Source organism: Sphingomonas sp. Y38-1Y, assembly GCF_032391395.1.
GTDB lineage: Bacteria > Pseudomonadota > Alphaproteobacteria > Sphingomonadales > Sphingomonadaceae > Sphingomonas.
This window is the reverse complement of sequence record NZ_CP135916.1, coordinates 1,316,943-1,329,442: the sequence shown is the minus strand read 5'-3', so window position 1 is coordinate 1,329,442 and position 12,500 is coordinate 1,316,943. Positions and strand designations below refer to the sequence as shown.

At 63.0% G+C, this 12,500-nt stretch carries 11 protein-coding genes and 2 pseudogenes; 8 read left to right on the top strand and 5 right to left on the bottom strand.

Annotated elements, in window-relative coordinates; translation table 11 throughout:
- Nucleotides 1–60 precede the first annotated feature (60 nt).
- On the bottom strand, nucleotides 61–1,938 hold the full coding sequence (locus RS883_RS06310; RefSeq protein ID WP_315763875.1) for a S8 family serine peptidase: 1,878 nt from the start codon (nucleotides 1,936–1,938) through the stop codon (nucleotides 61–63).
- 133 nt (nucleotides 1,939–2,071) lie between these two features.
- Between RS883_RS06310 and RS883_RS06305 the strand changes: the two genes are divergently transcribed.
- The 4 genes and pseudogenes from RS883_RS06305 to RS883_RS06290 all read left to right on the top strand — a co-directional run bounded on the left by RS883_RS06305 (nucleotide 2,072) and on the right by RS883_RS06290 (nucleotide 4,986).
- The gene (locus RS883_RS06305; RefSeq protein WP_409977400.1) at nucleotides 2,072–2,761 is read left to right on the top strand and encodes a peptidylprolyl isomerase; all 690 of its coding nucleotides are present in this window, start codon (nucleotides 2,072–2,074) and stop codon (nucleotides 2,759–2,761) included.
- Nucleotides 2,762–2,771: 10 nt separating this feature from the next.
- Complete coding sequence (gene queA, locus RS883_RS06300) at nucleotides 2,772–3,797, top strand: tRNA preQ1(34) S-adenosylmethionine ribosyltransferase-isomerase QueA (protein WP_315763874.1); 1,026 nt, start codon at nucleotides 2,772–2,774, stop codon at nucleotides 3,795–3,797.
- 178 nt (nucleotides 3,798–3,975) lie between these two features.
- A pseudogene (locus RS883_RS17165) lies at nucleotides 3,976–4,101 on the top strand (S-adenosylmethionine:tRNA ribosyltransferase-isomerase); the annotation flags it as partial.
- 240 nt (nucleotides 4,102–4,341) lie between these two features.
- A complete protein-coding gene (locus RS883_RS06290; protein ID WP_315763872.1) occupies nucleotides 4,342–4,986 on the top strand; it encodes a hypothetical protein in 645 nt (214 codons plus the stop codon).
- Between the two features lies 1 nt (nucleotide 4,987).
- On the opposite strand, the gene RS883_RS06285 is transcribed toward RS883_RS06290, so the two are convergent.
- On the bottom strand, nucleotides 4,988–6,271 hold the full coding sequence (locus tag RS883_RS06285) for a DNA cytosine methyltransferase (RefSeq protein ID WP_315763870.1): 1,284 nt from the start codon (nucleotides 6,269–6,271) through the stop codon (nucleotides 4,988–4,990).
- A gap of 416 nt (nucleotides 6,272–6,687) precedes the next feature.
- A complete protein-coding gene (locus tag RS883_RS06280) occupies nucleotides 6,688–6,855 on the bottom strand; it encodes a helix-turn-helix transcriptional regulator (RefSeq protein ID WP_315763868.1) in 168 nt (55 codons plus the stop codon).
- Between the two features lie 366 nt (nucleotides 6,856–7,221).
- Here RS883_RS06280 and RS883_RS06275 point away from each other — a divergent pair, with 366 nt between their 5' ends.
- The 4 genes and pseudogenes from RS883_RS06275 to RS883_RS06260 all read left to right on the top strand — a co-directional run.
- Nucleotides 7,222–7,488, top strand: coding sequence for a hypothetical protein (locus RS883_RS06275; RefSeq protein ID WP_315763866.1), 267 nt, complete (start codon nucleotides 7,222–7,224; stop codon nucleotides 7,486–7,488).
- 406 nt (nucleotides 7,489–7,894) lie between these two features.
- Nucleotides 7,895–8,206 carry a hypothetical protein gene (locus RS883_RS06270; protein ID WP_315763865.1) on the top strand — a complete coding sequence of 104 codons (312 nt, stop codon included), beginning with the start codon at nucleotides 7,895–7,897 and terminating at the stop codon, nucleotides 8,204–8,206.
- A gap of 139 nt (nucleotides 8,207–8,345) precedes the next feature.
- A complete protein-coding gene (locus RS883_RS06265) occupies nucleotides 8,346–9,509 on the top strand; it encodes a tyrosine-type recombinase/integrase (protein WP_315763863.1) in 1,164 nt (387 codons plus the stop codon).
- A gap of 278 nt (nucleotides 9,510–9,787) precedes the next feature.
- Nucleotides 9,788–9,916: pseudogene (locus tag RS883_RS06260) on the top strand (S-adenosylmethionine:tRNA ribosyltransferase-isomerase); the annotation flags it as partial.
- Here the strand turns inward: RS883_RS06260 and RS883_RS06255 are convergent.
- Together RS883_RS06255 and RS883_RS06250 are read right to left on the bottom strand one after the other, a co-directional pair.
- The gene (locus tag RS883_RS06255) at nucleotides 9,913–11,967 is read right to left on the bottom strand and encodes a TonB-dependent receptor (protein WP_315763861.1); all 2,055 of its coding nucleotides are present in this window, start codon (nucleotides 11,965–11,967) and stop codon (nucleotides 9,913–9,915) included. The pseudogene RS883_RS06260 and the gene RS883_RS06255 overlap by 4 nt on opposite strands.
- Nucleotides 11,968–11,976: 9 nt before the next feature.
- Nucleotides 11,977–12,348 carry a c-type cytochrome gene (locus RS883_RS06250; protein ID WP_315763859.1) on the bottom strand — a complete coding sequence of 124 codons (372 nt, stop codon included), beginning with the start codon at nucleotides 12,346–12,348 and terminating at the stop codon, nucleotides 11,977–11,979.
- Between the last annotated feature and the right edge of the window lie 152 nt (nucleotides 12,349–12,500).

Genomic DNA, 12,500 nt, shown 5'->3' with positions numbered 1-12,500 from the left:
CGCGAGCGCCCCTCCTGGAACACGTCCTTCGACAAGCTCAGGACGAACGGGTCTTTGGCTCTAGCGAGCTTTGAGCAGCGCCACCGACGCTTTCGGGTCGATGTTGTTGCGCCGCCCGTCCGCGCTCGCGGTTGCGCCCTTTCGAATCAGCGCGATCGTCTCGGCCGGCGTCAGCGTGGGATCGAGCGCGATCAGCTTGGCGGCGAGGTTGGCGACGTTGGGCGACGCCATCGACGTGCCCGATTCCTGGATGTGCGCGCCGCCCGGGATCACCGAATCGACCTGATAGCCATTGGCGCTGACGACGACGTTCTTGCCATAGGTGGTGAAGCTCGCCTCGTCCCCGCCGCTGTCGACCGCGCTGACGGTGAGGAGGTTGGGCAGCTCGAACCCGGACGGAATCGATTCCTCGAAACCGTTGTCGCCATTGGTGTTGCCGGCCGAACAGACGAACAGCACCTCGGGCGCGCTCTTGATCGCCTCGTACAAGGCTGCCTTGCCGACCTCGAAATAGCGCCGCGCCAATGCCTTGCGTTCGGCGGCGTCCTTGCCGATGCCGTTCTTTTCGAGTGCGCTTTCGTGCCAGTCGGGCGAGTCGCTCCAGCTCATGTTGACGACGCGGACCTTGTGCGCGCGGAACCACGCGACCGTTTCGCGCCACGACGTCGCGTTCAGCGCGACAGAGGCGTCGGTCGGCGGCGCCGGGATGTTGCGCCAGTCATAGGTCATCCGGGCGGAGGCGAGCCGGATCGCCGGATTGCCGCGCGCCATGATCCCCGCGACGTGCGTGCCGTGACCATAGTCGCGGTAGAGAGCGAGCTTCTCGAAATAGGCCGGCTGCTCGGTCGCGGGCATGGCGGCGAGCTTGGCCTTGAGCGCGTCGGCGGCCGGACTGTCGATCGCCTGCTGGAGATCGGCAAAGCCCTGGAAATCGGCGATCATCGTCTTGAACTCGGCCGACTGCGCGGGGGTCAGCGGAAGCAGCCATCCGGTCGTCGGCTTGCTGTCGATGTCATAGGCAAGGCCGTGCGCGTGGTATGGCGCCCCTTTCCTAGGCGCGGGATCGGTATAGACCTGCCCCGGGAACAGTGACAGGTCGGTGCCGCTGTCCCACACCGCTGCGACAACGGGTGTCGTCTTGTCGGCCGATGTCAGCGTCACTTCGCGCGCGGCCCAGATGTCGGCCTTGGGCGCGCTGTTCGCGCGGATGATCGGCGTCAGCGCGGCGACGACCGGTTGGGCGACGGGCACGTCGTGGCGCAGGATCGAGCGCGCCCAGATGAGCTCGCCCGCCGGCTTGTCGCTGACGCGGTGGTCACGAGCGACGATCGGCTCGATCTGCTGGAGGATATAGCCCTCGACAGTCGTCCGCCCGACGATCTGCGCGTTGCCGCGCGCTTCCTTGAGCGCGGTGCCGACCACCGGCCAGGGCAGCGGCTTGAGCAGCGCCGCATAGTGTCGCGCGAACGCCGCCTCGTACGCGGCGCCGCTCATGGCCTTGGTCTCCGCCCGCGCCTTCAGCATCGCCTCGATCTTGAGGCCACTGGTCAGCTTGGCGTCAGGCTTGTCCTGAAGGCTGCGGATGCGAAGCATCGTCGCCATCGCCCCGGCATCCTCGCCGGTCAGCATCTGATAGGCGAGATGCGTCGAGAGCAGGTCGCGCAGCGTCGCGCGGTCCTGAATGTCATAGCCCGCTAGCGTCGCGATAACATCGGCGTCGACCCGCGCCGCCCAGGCATTGAAGGTCGCATCGTCGGCGCCGAGCAGCGCGGCGGCGGTACCCGTCACCGGATAACTGTGCCGCGGCAGGTCGTCCTGCGTTCGGACCACCTTCTTGGCCGGCGATCCGCTCTGCGCCGACGCCGCCCCGCCGACGGCCGGACAGGCGACGACCGCGCCCGCCAGCATCCACGCCCACACGCCACGACTCCGCCGCATGATCTTCCCCCTGATTTCCCCGCGATCGAAGCTATGCCCGTCGAGGGAGGCTGGCAACGGGGCGAGCGCGCCCCATTTCCCTGCCTCGCAATCTGGTCTATCCCGCGCGGCGACTGACCGTTTCGGGGTATCCATGCGTTTCCTGCTCTCGCTTCTCGCTCTTGTCGGCCTGGGCGCCGCCATGCCCGCCACCGCGCAGATCGTCGACGCGCCCGTCGCCGGTCGCAAGGCGCCGCCGGCCACGACCGACAAGGAAAATCTCTGGCTGCTCGACCTGTCGACGGGCGGCCGGGTCACCATCTGGCTGCGTCCCGACGTCGCGCCGCAGATGGTCGAGCGGATCAAGACGCTGACGCGCCGCAAATTCTATGACGGCGTGCTGTTCCACCGCGTGATCGAGGGCTTCATGGCCCAGTCGGGCGATCCCAAGGGCGATGGCACCGGCGGCTCCGACCTCGCCGACCTGCCCGCCGAGTTCAGCTATCTCCCGCACGTCCGCGGCGCCGTTTCCGCCGCGCGTCAGGGTGCGCCCGAGGACGCGACCGCCGAGCAGAAGACGGCGGCGCAGAACACTGCGAACAGCCAATTCTTCATCATGTTCACGCCGCGCCTCAGCCTCGATAAGGACTATAGCGTGTTCGGGCGCGTGATCGACGGCATGCAATATGTCGACACCATCCCGCGCGGCGAGCCGCCCACGGCCCCGGCGCGCATCCTCCATGCCTATATCGCCGCGGACAATCCGCCGCCCTATCAGGCGCCTGCCCCTGCCGCCGCGCTGCCCGCGGGCGAAAAGGAAGTGACGCTGCCGGGCACCAAGTAAGGCCGGCCCGATGCAGGTCGACCTGTTCGATTTCGAGCTGCCGCCCGAACGGATCGCGCTGCGCCCCGCCGCGCCGCGTGATGCCGCGCGGATGCTGGTGGTCGAGGGCGGCGCCCTTCGCGACGCGATCGTCCGCGACTTGCCCGGCTGCCTGCGGCCCGGCGATTGCCTCGTCTTCAACGACACCCGCGTCATCCCCGCCCAGCTCGAAGGGACGCGGGGCGAGGCGCGGATCGGCGCGACGCTCCACAAGCGGGAGGGGCCGCGCCGCTGGCGCGCCTTCATCCGCAACGCCAAGCGACTGCGCGAGAGCGATGCGATCGACTTCGGTGAAGGGGTGACTGCGATTGCGAGCGACCGCGCCGCCGATGGCAGCTTCGCGCTCGACTTTGCCGGTGACGAGCCGGTCGAGCTGCTGCTGGAACGGGCCGGCCGGATGCCGCTCCCGCCCTATATCGCCGCCAAGCGCCCGACCGACGCGCGCGACGCCGACGATTACCAGACGATGTTCGCGCGCGAGGCGGGTGCAGTCGCCGCGCCGACCGCCGCGCTCCACTTCACCCCCGAGCTACTCGCCGCGTTGGAGGCAGCCGGGATTGGCCATGCGACCCTGACGCTCCACGTCGGCGCGGGCACCTTCCTTCCGGTGAAGGCCGACGACACGAACGACCATGCGATGCACGCCGAATGGGGCCGCATCGACGCCGCCACCGCCGACCGCCTCAACGCCGTGCGCGCCGCTGGCGGACGCGTGATCGCAGTCGGCACGACCAGCCTGCGCCTGATCGAAAGCGCCGCGGGCGAGGACGATGTCATCCGCCCGTTCGAGGGCGATACGGCGATCTTTATCACCCCCGGCTACCGCTTTCGCGGGATCGACGGCCTGATGACCAACTTCCACCTGCCGCGATCGACGCTGTTCATGCTGGTCTCGGCGCTGATGGGCCTAGATAAGATGAAAGACGCTTACGCCCATGCGATAGAGAACGGCTATCGTTTCTACTCCTACGGGGATGCGTCGCTGCTCCTTCCGTAGAGTTCGTTTGGTGGGCGTGCGAGTGGTGCCCTTTATACATGGCTTTGACTAGGGATCGAACAAGGTATCCGGCGGAGGCGGCGCTACCAAGTCTTTCTGAGGAATGCGGCGGAACGGCTTTTCAGACGGTCGATTTGGCGTTCACAGCCGGAAGGCGCTCAAACCTTAGAGCCGCCCAACGGCGCTGTTCATGCTGGTCTCTGCGCTGATGAGGCTGGAGCGGATGAAGGCGGCTTACGCCCACGCCATCGAGAACGGCTACCGTTTCTACTCCTACGGCGATGCGTCGCTGCTTCTGCCTTGAAAGCCGCTTCGGACTGACGGGGACATTCAGCTGTTAAGGTGCTCGTGTGGGCCACTGGTGGGATGCTCGGCCCCCCTCCGCTTCGGAGTCGCAAGCGCCGCTTTCCCGACCGCTCAACGTCGCACAAACGGACCGCAACCACTAGATTCTTAGTCAGCCAGCTTATACTGTCACCGCAGGGTTTGTAACTATTATGCGGGATCAAAGAGGCCAGTGGCAGGCGAGCACGTTGCAAAGCGAATGGCGAACACAAAAGGCTTCGCCAACACGGCATCGTTGACGAAGGTAGGGTTATCCTCCGACCAACTCGCGGCGAGCGTTGCGGGCACATATCGTCTACTCGATCGCATCGATCAAACGCTTACCGCGGATGGCGTAGAGCCTCTGTGCCAGATAGTTGAGCTTGCCAACCTTTCGTCTATGATCGGCAATGTTCTTGGTGCGGAAGTGGCTAAGGCAAGCAATGGTATGTACGTCCGTAACGGACCACACAAATTTCCTGATCTTGTTCCCGCCCACCCAAACGCGGCGAAGTCCGGCATCGAAATTAAAATGGCTCTTAATCGCAATAACCCTAAGGGTCATCTAGCCAAGGAAGGCAACTACCTGACGTGCAGATATGTGCTGATCGATGCAGACGAGTCGCCATGCACCGAAAAGGCTGATCGTCATAAGGCCCAAAGAGCAGTAATTTGGGAAATGCGCGCAGGATATCTGACAGAAGATCATTTCAATATCAGCAACACGGCCGGCGATAGCGGGAAGACGGCAGTAGTCAATGCAAGTGGAATGGAAGCATTGAAGGTTGTCTATGTCGACCTCGATATGGTTCCGGGCTCAAGGAACGGTGCAAACTACCGCGCCTACGCCGCGCTTCTAGAATAGATTACTCCGCATCTAAAATTGCCTCGGCGATGACTTTCCCAAGCAAAGGTGGAACCGCATTGCCGATTTGTTTAACTATCTGTGACCTTGTCCCGGTAAATTTGAAGACATCCGGGAAGCTTTGTAGGCGAGCACCCTCGCGTGGCGTCAGGGCTCGATCCTGAAAGGGATGGATGCAGCGGTTCGAAGCGGGGTGGACGAAATTTACCGTGATTGTATTTGCAGGCTCGTCTGCATCAAGCCTGCTGTAACAAGTTGAAAAGCCGCTTGTTACCATGCCCGGCGGCAATGCATGTATGTTTGATCCCGCATGCCGAATTATGTTCAGCATCTCAGGCGAGTGGGCAGTGGCGTTGTGCATGGTGAGAGTTTCGGAGTTGAACCGAAGCAGTTCTTGGTATCGGTTTTGCGGGACGCATGCGTAGTGCTCCGCCCGCTGCCCAGACGACAGCTGTGGTAAATCGCCTATCGCGTCCATCAATGTAAGTGCTGGCGCCGTATCATCAAATAGTCCCACTTGGGGAGTGATAAGCACATTTGAATTTCCTGCCATGCTGCGGTGATTGTGTCGATGTGAAGGGGTGGGCCACTCGAAAGGCTTTCCCTTCCGGGATCCGACGATGATTAGACGTTCTCTGCGTTGAGGAAGCCCATAGTACGCTGCGTTGAGAACTCGATAGGATACACGATAGCCCAGCGCCTCGAACCCACCCACCAGAGCAGTGAGGGCGCGCCCTCTATCATGCTTCAGCAGTCCTACCACGTTTTCAAACACCAACCACTCGGGGTTCGTCGCCGCAACAACACGGCAAAACTCTTCTCCTAAGTTATTCCTAGGATCGTTCCACTCGATGTTCCTAAATGGACGAATGCTCGAAAAACCTTGGCACGGCGGCCCTCCTATGACCACGAATGGTTGCGGCGTTCCACTTAGCAGCGCATCCGCACTGAGCCCTCTGATGTCGCCACCGTGGCCGATCGCAGTTGGGTGATTTGCACAAAATGTGTCCAAGCGATCACCGAGTAAATCCGCACCCGCCACTACCTCAAACTCGCCTGTAGCTTCAAAGCCGTTCGAGAAGCCGCCTACCCCGCAGAAGAGGTCTAAAACTGGACGGAGCGAGGGATTTGGATCGCGGCGGCGATCGGTCGTACACTCGCGTACAGCCTTGGTGGCCGTGACATACCCCTCACCGGCAACGGTTCTTACAGGCTGTAGATCGACCCGCCCTTCCGCCAGATCCGGCTCGTTGCCATCGGGCACCCACTCGCTCGCAAACTTCAACCTAGGCTCCAGATAGCCGAAAAGCGTCGCGCCGCTTTTTGCCCGTTTCGCCCCCTGGCGCTATCAAAATTTGACAACGCGGATCAGTCGTACGTCGGCTGAAGGGTGCCAATGAGTCTGGAAAGCGATTGCATGAGCGTAAGCTATTTTGTCTATGAGAACAGAAACTACGATGTGATCCGCGTCCACAAGAACGAATGTGTTTATTGCCGCTGTGGCGCAGGGTTGAAAGGAAACGGCAGCCAAAAGCGTAGTATCTGGACCGGGCCTTACACGTCTATCAAGGACGCAGTAGATGCCGCGCTGTTGCTTGGTCGACTGGATACAGCTGGATGTCGACGCTGCCTGCAGGACCTAAATATCTAAGTATGCCGTTCCCGGCAAATTAATCGCGTAATACCGGCTATCTTATTTGATTACAAGCAGTCATTAGCAGGTTGATCCAGTAGCTGCTTAGGCTCGATGCCGAGTGCTTCGGCAAGCCGACCGAGCGCCCGAACAGAAGGGTTGCGCGTGCCTCTTTCCAGATCGCTGACATAGCTGCGCTTCATTCCGGCCTCCAGCGACAGCTCCTCCTGCGACATGCCCCTCAGCTTGCGGTGCCGCCTCACGTTGGCGCCGAGAAGTCGCACTACGTCCATGTGCGCAGATGGCCGCGAACGCGCCGTTCCGTCTGTCCACCAGCCGTGTCATTTTTGCTTGCCTTACCGCCCGTACAGCACGACTCATTCGCTCTGTTGGATGAAATCGCGCGTGAGCCAGGACGTGCTCATGAGCAGAATGCAATTCTCTGGGAGGATCTATGGATTAGATGCAATCATCCTTGCCCTGTCACCACGCCATAACCATCAGAATTGATAGGATACGAAATGAGAAATCGCATTTTTCGCACGATATCTGGCCTTGTCCCGCCCACTCTGCTTGTCAGCTGCAGCGATCCTCAAGCTACAATGAAAGACATCACCAAGTCTCATCTTACTGATCCGAAATCGGCAGAGTTTGGCCGTTTCGAGCGAGTGGATTCAAAGGATCGAGATTGGGCCTGCTTAGAGGTCAACTCGCGTGGTACTGGCGGCGGATACACAGGACCACAAGCATCACGTTTTGTAAGCCCGGCCTCGCTTGATAAGTGGGACTTTCAGGGGATAGCTGGAACATTTGAAGAATGCGTCGCGATGATACATGAGATGCAACCATTTGAAGGTGGCCCACGTTAGTCATAAGTTTTGCTTACATGAGGTCAGCTCGCAGATAAGATCAGGCCTTCTAGTTTAATTGTACCAGCCCTCGGCCAGCTTGCCGGGGGCTTTATTTTTGGAGATCAAATATGATTTTAATCACGTCGCCATGCGATTTAGATGCACCCCTTCCTGACCGTCTTCGATACATTCTTAGCCTTCGGCGTAACTTGATAGATCTTGCGTCATTCAGCATTGTTTGCCCAGGAGATACCTTACAGGCCATCGAAGTCAGTACGGGTTACTCGATCAACAGCGAACACCCTCCTTGGGAATGGGTGCTTGATCACGGCGGTGCGTTCGAAGCGCCCATCATCACCAACGACGATGGCAACTGCATCGTGTTGCTCGTGCCTGGAACGCCACCTTCGGAGAGCGCCCGACGATGGTGCGTCAGGTGCTCAGCCATATCGAGCGCAACGACAACGGCGATCTTTACGACGCTATGATGGAGCTGCCCTGCGTCGAACGTGGGTTCGTGAACCAATCCAAGTTCGGCCGCTACCTGGGCCGCAACAAGAACCGGATCGTCGCCAGCTTGCAGCTTGTCGAGGCACCGCATTCGGAGCGGAAGGCTTGGGCGGTGAAGCGTGTCGGCAAACCGCTCGATAAGCCGCAGCAATCATTCTTTGCCGAGAAGCCCGAGCCGGTGATCGAACGGGCATGGACGACGCCCCTCGACTTCGACGTGCCCTGAGGAAGCCCTGAGTGCCCTTGCGGGGGGGGCACCATCAATTCACTCGCACCGCCGCCAACCACCCGGAGCCTCAGCAACGAGGTTCCGGGATCGGCTTCCCGTGTCCTCTTCCATTCACAATCGAACAAAGGATATCATCATGCCAGTCATTAAGCTCGACGCCTTCACCGTTCAGACGCTCACATGCCCGCCGGAGAAGGCCAAAGAGGTGTACCGCGACACCACGATCTTAAACTTCATCGTCGAGGTTCACAGAAGCGGCACCAAGACATACGCCTACAAGTACCGCGATCCGAGCGGCACTCAGCGGCAGTTCAAAATCGCAAACGTGTCACAGCTCACCTTCGCGGAAGCGAAGAAGGAAGCGATCCGCGTTCAGTCGCGAGTCGTGGTGGGCAAGAGCCCTCAGGAAGAGCGTAAGGTCGCACGCACCGTTCCGACCGTCAGTCAATTGTCCGACCGCTACCTTGAGTATGTCCGTTCATACAAGAAGAGCGCGGACATCGATGAGCGCTACCTTCGGCTTCACCTGCTTCCCCGGTTTGGCAAGCAGCGCATCAACCAACTCGATCGCGTCGAAGTCATGGAATGGCTCGCCGGCAAGGTCAAAGAAGGCTACGCTCAGGCGACCGTCAACCGGTGGCAGGTGATCTTCGGGCACATGCTGCGGATGGCGAAGGTGTGGGGCATCGCAGGCTCCGAGGTGAACCCGCTTGACGGGCTGAAGCAGAAAGATCCCAACAACAAGGTCGAGCGCTTCCTCACCGCCGCCGAGACGCAACGCCTCCGCCGCGCGGTCGAGAACAGCCCCAACCCGATGCTCGCCCCAATCGTGGCGCTGCTGCTGCACACGGGTTGCCGCAAACGCGAACTGCTCGACGCGAAGTGGGAGGAGTTCCGGCTGGACCAGCGACTATGGCGCATTCCAACCAGCAAGACCGGAAAGCCTCGACACGTACCCTTGAGCGAGGATGCAATCGCGGTCATCAAAGCGCTGCCTCGGTACAAGGATTGCCCGTACTTGCTGCCGAACCCAAAAACGTTGAAGCCGCTCGCCTCATTCTACAACTCTTGGGACAGTGCAAGAAGAGCAGCAGGATTGCCAGACGTGCGCGTACATGACCTGCGCCATTCTATGGCCAGCAATGCGGCCAACGCAGGGCAGTCGTTGTTCGTGATCGGTCAGATACTTGGACATAGCCAGCCACGCACAACTATGAGGTACGCACATCTATCTAACGAAACACTGCACAAGGCGGCGAATGCTGCTTCGGCGGTCAGCGGGTGGAATGATAGCGCTTGATTATCTACTTACTGGCCCCTCAGGTGACATGTCGTCGCTTGAGGGGCTGGTACCCTTTATTTTTCCCGCCAACGGCTGTGCGGGGCCGGAGCGATGCAGGTTGCGTGAGGCGGATGGGAGGCGGCTTTTTGCGCAGCGATCCAGCCAAAGCGCTATGGCTAGGATACGATCGGATCACACTGGCGCGCGCGATTAGGTGATCGTTAGGAGAGGTGAAAACCTTCCGGCCAAAGCCGCTAACCGCATTGTATTCGCAGCACTTTTCTCGGACATCTCAGAATCTGTTCATGCTGGTCTCGGCGCTGATGGGACTGGAGACGATGCAGGCGGCGTATGCGCACGCGATTGCGAGCGGGTATCGCTTCTATTCCTATGGCGACGCCTCGCTGCTGCTGCCGGCGCGTTAGGTTCCGAAGCGCACCCCGACCCATAATTGCCGCGGGCGGGCGCGCTCGAGCGTGGTGTTGCTGAAGCCCGTCTCGACGCGCGCATCGAACAGGTTCTCGGCGCGGCCGACCAGCGCCAGCGTGCGCGTGACCGGCACCGCCAGCACCGCATCGACCGTCAGCGCGTCGCCCAGCGTGCGGCTGTTCTGGTCGTCCTCGAACTGACCGCCCAGATACCGCACCGTCGCGTTCGCTGCCCATCGGTCACGCGCCCAGCCGAGCGTCGCGGAGGCCTGATGCTCGGGCACCTGCGCGGGCCGCAGCCCATCGAGCGTGGGCGCGAGCGTCCCTCCGCGCACCTCCGCATCGGCATAGGCGTAAGCGGCGCCGAGCGAGACTTCGCCCAGCTGTGCCCGTGCATCGACCTCGACGCCGGTCGAGCGGATACGGTCGAGATTGTCGCGCCGGCGATAGAAGCCCGCCGCCGACACGAAGCCGACGCCGGGAAACGTTCCCGGCCCCCGCGCGACGGTCACGTTGGCGATCGCGTCGTGCAGCGTGTTGCGGAACAGCGTCGCGCCGAGCGTGACGCCGCGCGCGGGCGTCAGGTCGAAGCCGCCCTCAAACCCGTCCATCGTCTCGGGCTCGAGCTCGGCATTGGCGGCGGTCGCGTCGGCGCCGGCGCGGAACGGGCGATACAGCTCGTTGGGGGTCGGCAGGCGCCACGCGCGATACGCCGCCGCGCGCAGGCTGAGCGCGTCATTGAGCGCCAGCGCCGCGCCGACATGGCCCGTCGCCTCCGTGCCCGAACGATCGGCAAAGCGCGTGTCGGTCAGCGTGCCGCCGGTCAGCGCCGCTTCGAACAAGCGGCCATCGGCGATGCGCCAGCCATCAAGGCGACCCTCGCCCTCGATCCTCAGGGCACCCGCCTGAACGCCCAGGCTCGCAAACGCGCCCATTGTCCGCGTGGCACCGCCGGCCTCGCGCCGCCGCGTCGGCGCGCCGGCGACATAGGTGTAGAGCTCCTGCGTCCGCCCATCGATCGCGCGGATATCGGCGCCGATCGCCAGGTCGACGTTCGGCCCCAGCGGCGGGATCAGCTCGACGCGCCCGCCCAGCCCCGTGGCGGGCGTGTTGTACTGGTCGAGCGTCGGCGTGACGGTCGTCCGATCGGCACTGACGCTGGTGAACTGGCTCGCGAAGCGGCGCGTCTGCAGATAGGCGAGCGCCGAGAAGCGCCAGTCGCCCGTTCCCACCAGCCGCACGCTGGCGTCGGCGCCGTCGCTTTCGATGGCGGTGAAGTCGAGCCCGCGATCACGTCGGTCGGTGAAGCCCTGCACCGTCGACTGCAGTTCCAGGTCGGGCGCAACGCGCACCACCGCCCGCAGCGCGGCGTTGAACTGCTCATAGGGGGCGGCGCGGTCCACCGGGCCGCGATCCTCCGCGACGATCGGTGCGAAGCCGTCGCCGCGCGCATAGCCGGCCGATAACGTCGCAAAGCCAGGCTCGCGCGCCAGCGTCGCGGTGGCGCGAGCGTCGAGGGCATCACGCTCGCCATAGACGATCTCGCCGGTCAGCGGCCGAAGCTGGTCGGGGGTGGCGCTGTCGATCTCGATCACGCCGCCGATCGCGCCCGATCCCCAGCGCCCGCTGCCGCCGCCGCGGCGGACGCGCACCGCGCCGATGCGATCTGTCGAAAACGCGGGAAACGCGATCCAGCCGCCGAACGGATCCGCCTGCGGCACGCCGTCCAGGATCAGGAGCGCACGGCTCGCCGCATTGCCGCCCAGTCCGCGAAGCGTAATGCCCTGCGCGGTCGGGTTGGCGCTGCGCGAATCGGCGCGGCGGAAGGACTGGAGCCCGGCGACGTCGGCGAGCACGTCCTCAAGCCGGCCGCTGGCGGTGTTGACGGCCCGGTCACGCGTGATCTCGGTCCGCGCATCGGCACGCGTCTCGGGCAGTTCGAGCCCGCGACCCGTCACGACGATGTCGGGCGCCGTGGCTTCCTGAGCCGCGGCGGGCATCGCCGCGGCAAGCGGTGCGGCGGCCAGGCCCGCCAGCGTACGCCGCACCCCGCGCGCTTACTTCAGCGTCTTGAGATAGGCGATGATCGCCGCGCGCTTGGCCGGATCCTTAACCCCCGGATAGCTCATGCGGTTGCCCGGCGCCCAGCCGCGCGGATCGGCAAGGAACGCGTCGATCGTCTCGGGCGTCCAGGCCGCCGTTCCCTTGGCCTTGAGCGCGGGCGAATAGGCAAAGCCCGGGGCGCTTGCGACCTTGCGGCCGACGACGCCGTGCAGCGACGGGCCAAGGCGCTTGGTGTTCGGCGTCACGGCGTGGCACGCCGCGCAGGGCGCGAACGCCTGCTTGCCGGGATCGGCCGCCTGCTTCGCCGCGGCGGGCGCCGCAACCGCCAGGCCCAGGCCGAGTACCGCCATCATCGATCCACGCATTCAGAACATCCTTTCTCGCTTTGACGCAGCGTTTCCAGTCCCTTGGTACAGGCCGGACCGTGAACGCAAGCTGCATTGCGATGCGCTCGATCAATCCGCCCCGCCCGATCGGTCCGGTCGCGCTCCTTCAACGCTAAGCGTTTGGCAACGCT

Coding starts and splice junctions, on each gene's coding strand:
- RS883_RS06310 (WP_315763875.1), bottom strand. CDS start 1,938: ATGCGGCGGAGTCGTGGCGTGTGGGCGTGGATGCTGGCGGGCGCGGTC.
- RS883_RS06305 (WP_409977400.1), top strand. CDS start 2,072: ATGCGTTTCCTGCTCTCGCTTCTCGCTCTTGTCGGCCTGGGCGCCGCC.
- queA (WP_315763874.1), top strand. CDS start 2,772: ATGCAGGTCGACCTGTTCGATTTCGAGCTGCCGCCCGAACGGATCGCG.
- RS883_RS06290 (WP_315763872.1), top strand. CDS start 4,342: ATGGCGAACACAAAAGGCTTCGCCAACACGGCATCGTTGACGAAGGTA.
- RS883_RS06280 (WP_315763868.1), bottom strand. CDS start 6,855: ATGTCGCAGGAGGAGCTGTCGCTGGAGGCCGGAATGAAGCGCAGCTAT.
- RS883_RS06275 (WP_315763866.1), top strand. CDS start 7,222: ATGAAAGACATCACCAAGTCTCATCTTACTGATCCGAAATCGGCAGAG.
- RS883_RS06270 (WP_315763865.1), top strand. CDS start 7,895: ATGGTGCGTCAGGTGCTCAGCCATATCGAGCGCAACGACAACGGCGAT.
- RS883_RS06265 (WP_315763863.1), top strand. CDS start 8,346: ATGCCAGTCATTAAGCTCGACGCCTTCACCGTTCAGACGCTCACATGC.
- RS883_RS06250 (WP_315763859.1), bottom strand. CDS start 12,348: ATGCGTGGATCGATGATGGCGGTACTCGGCCTGGGCCTGGCGGTTGCG.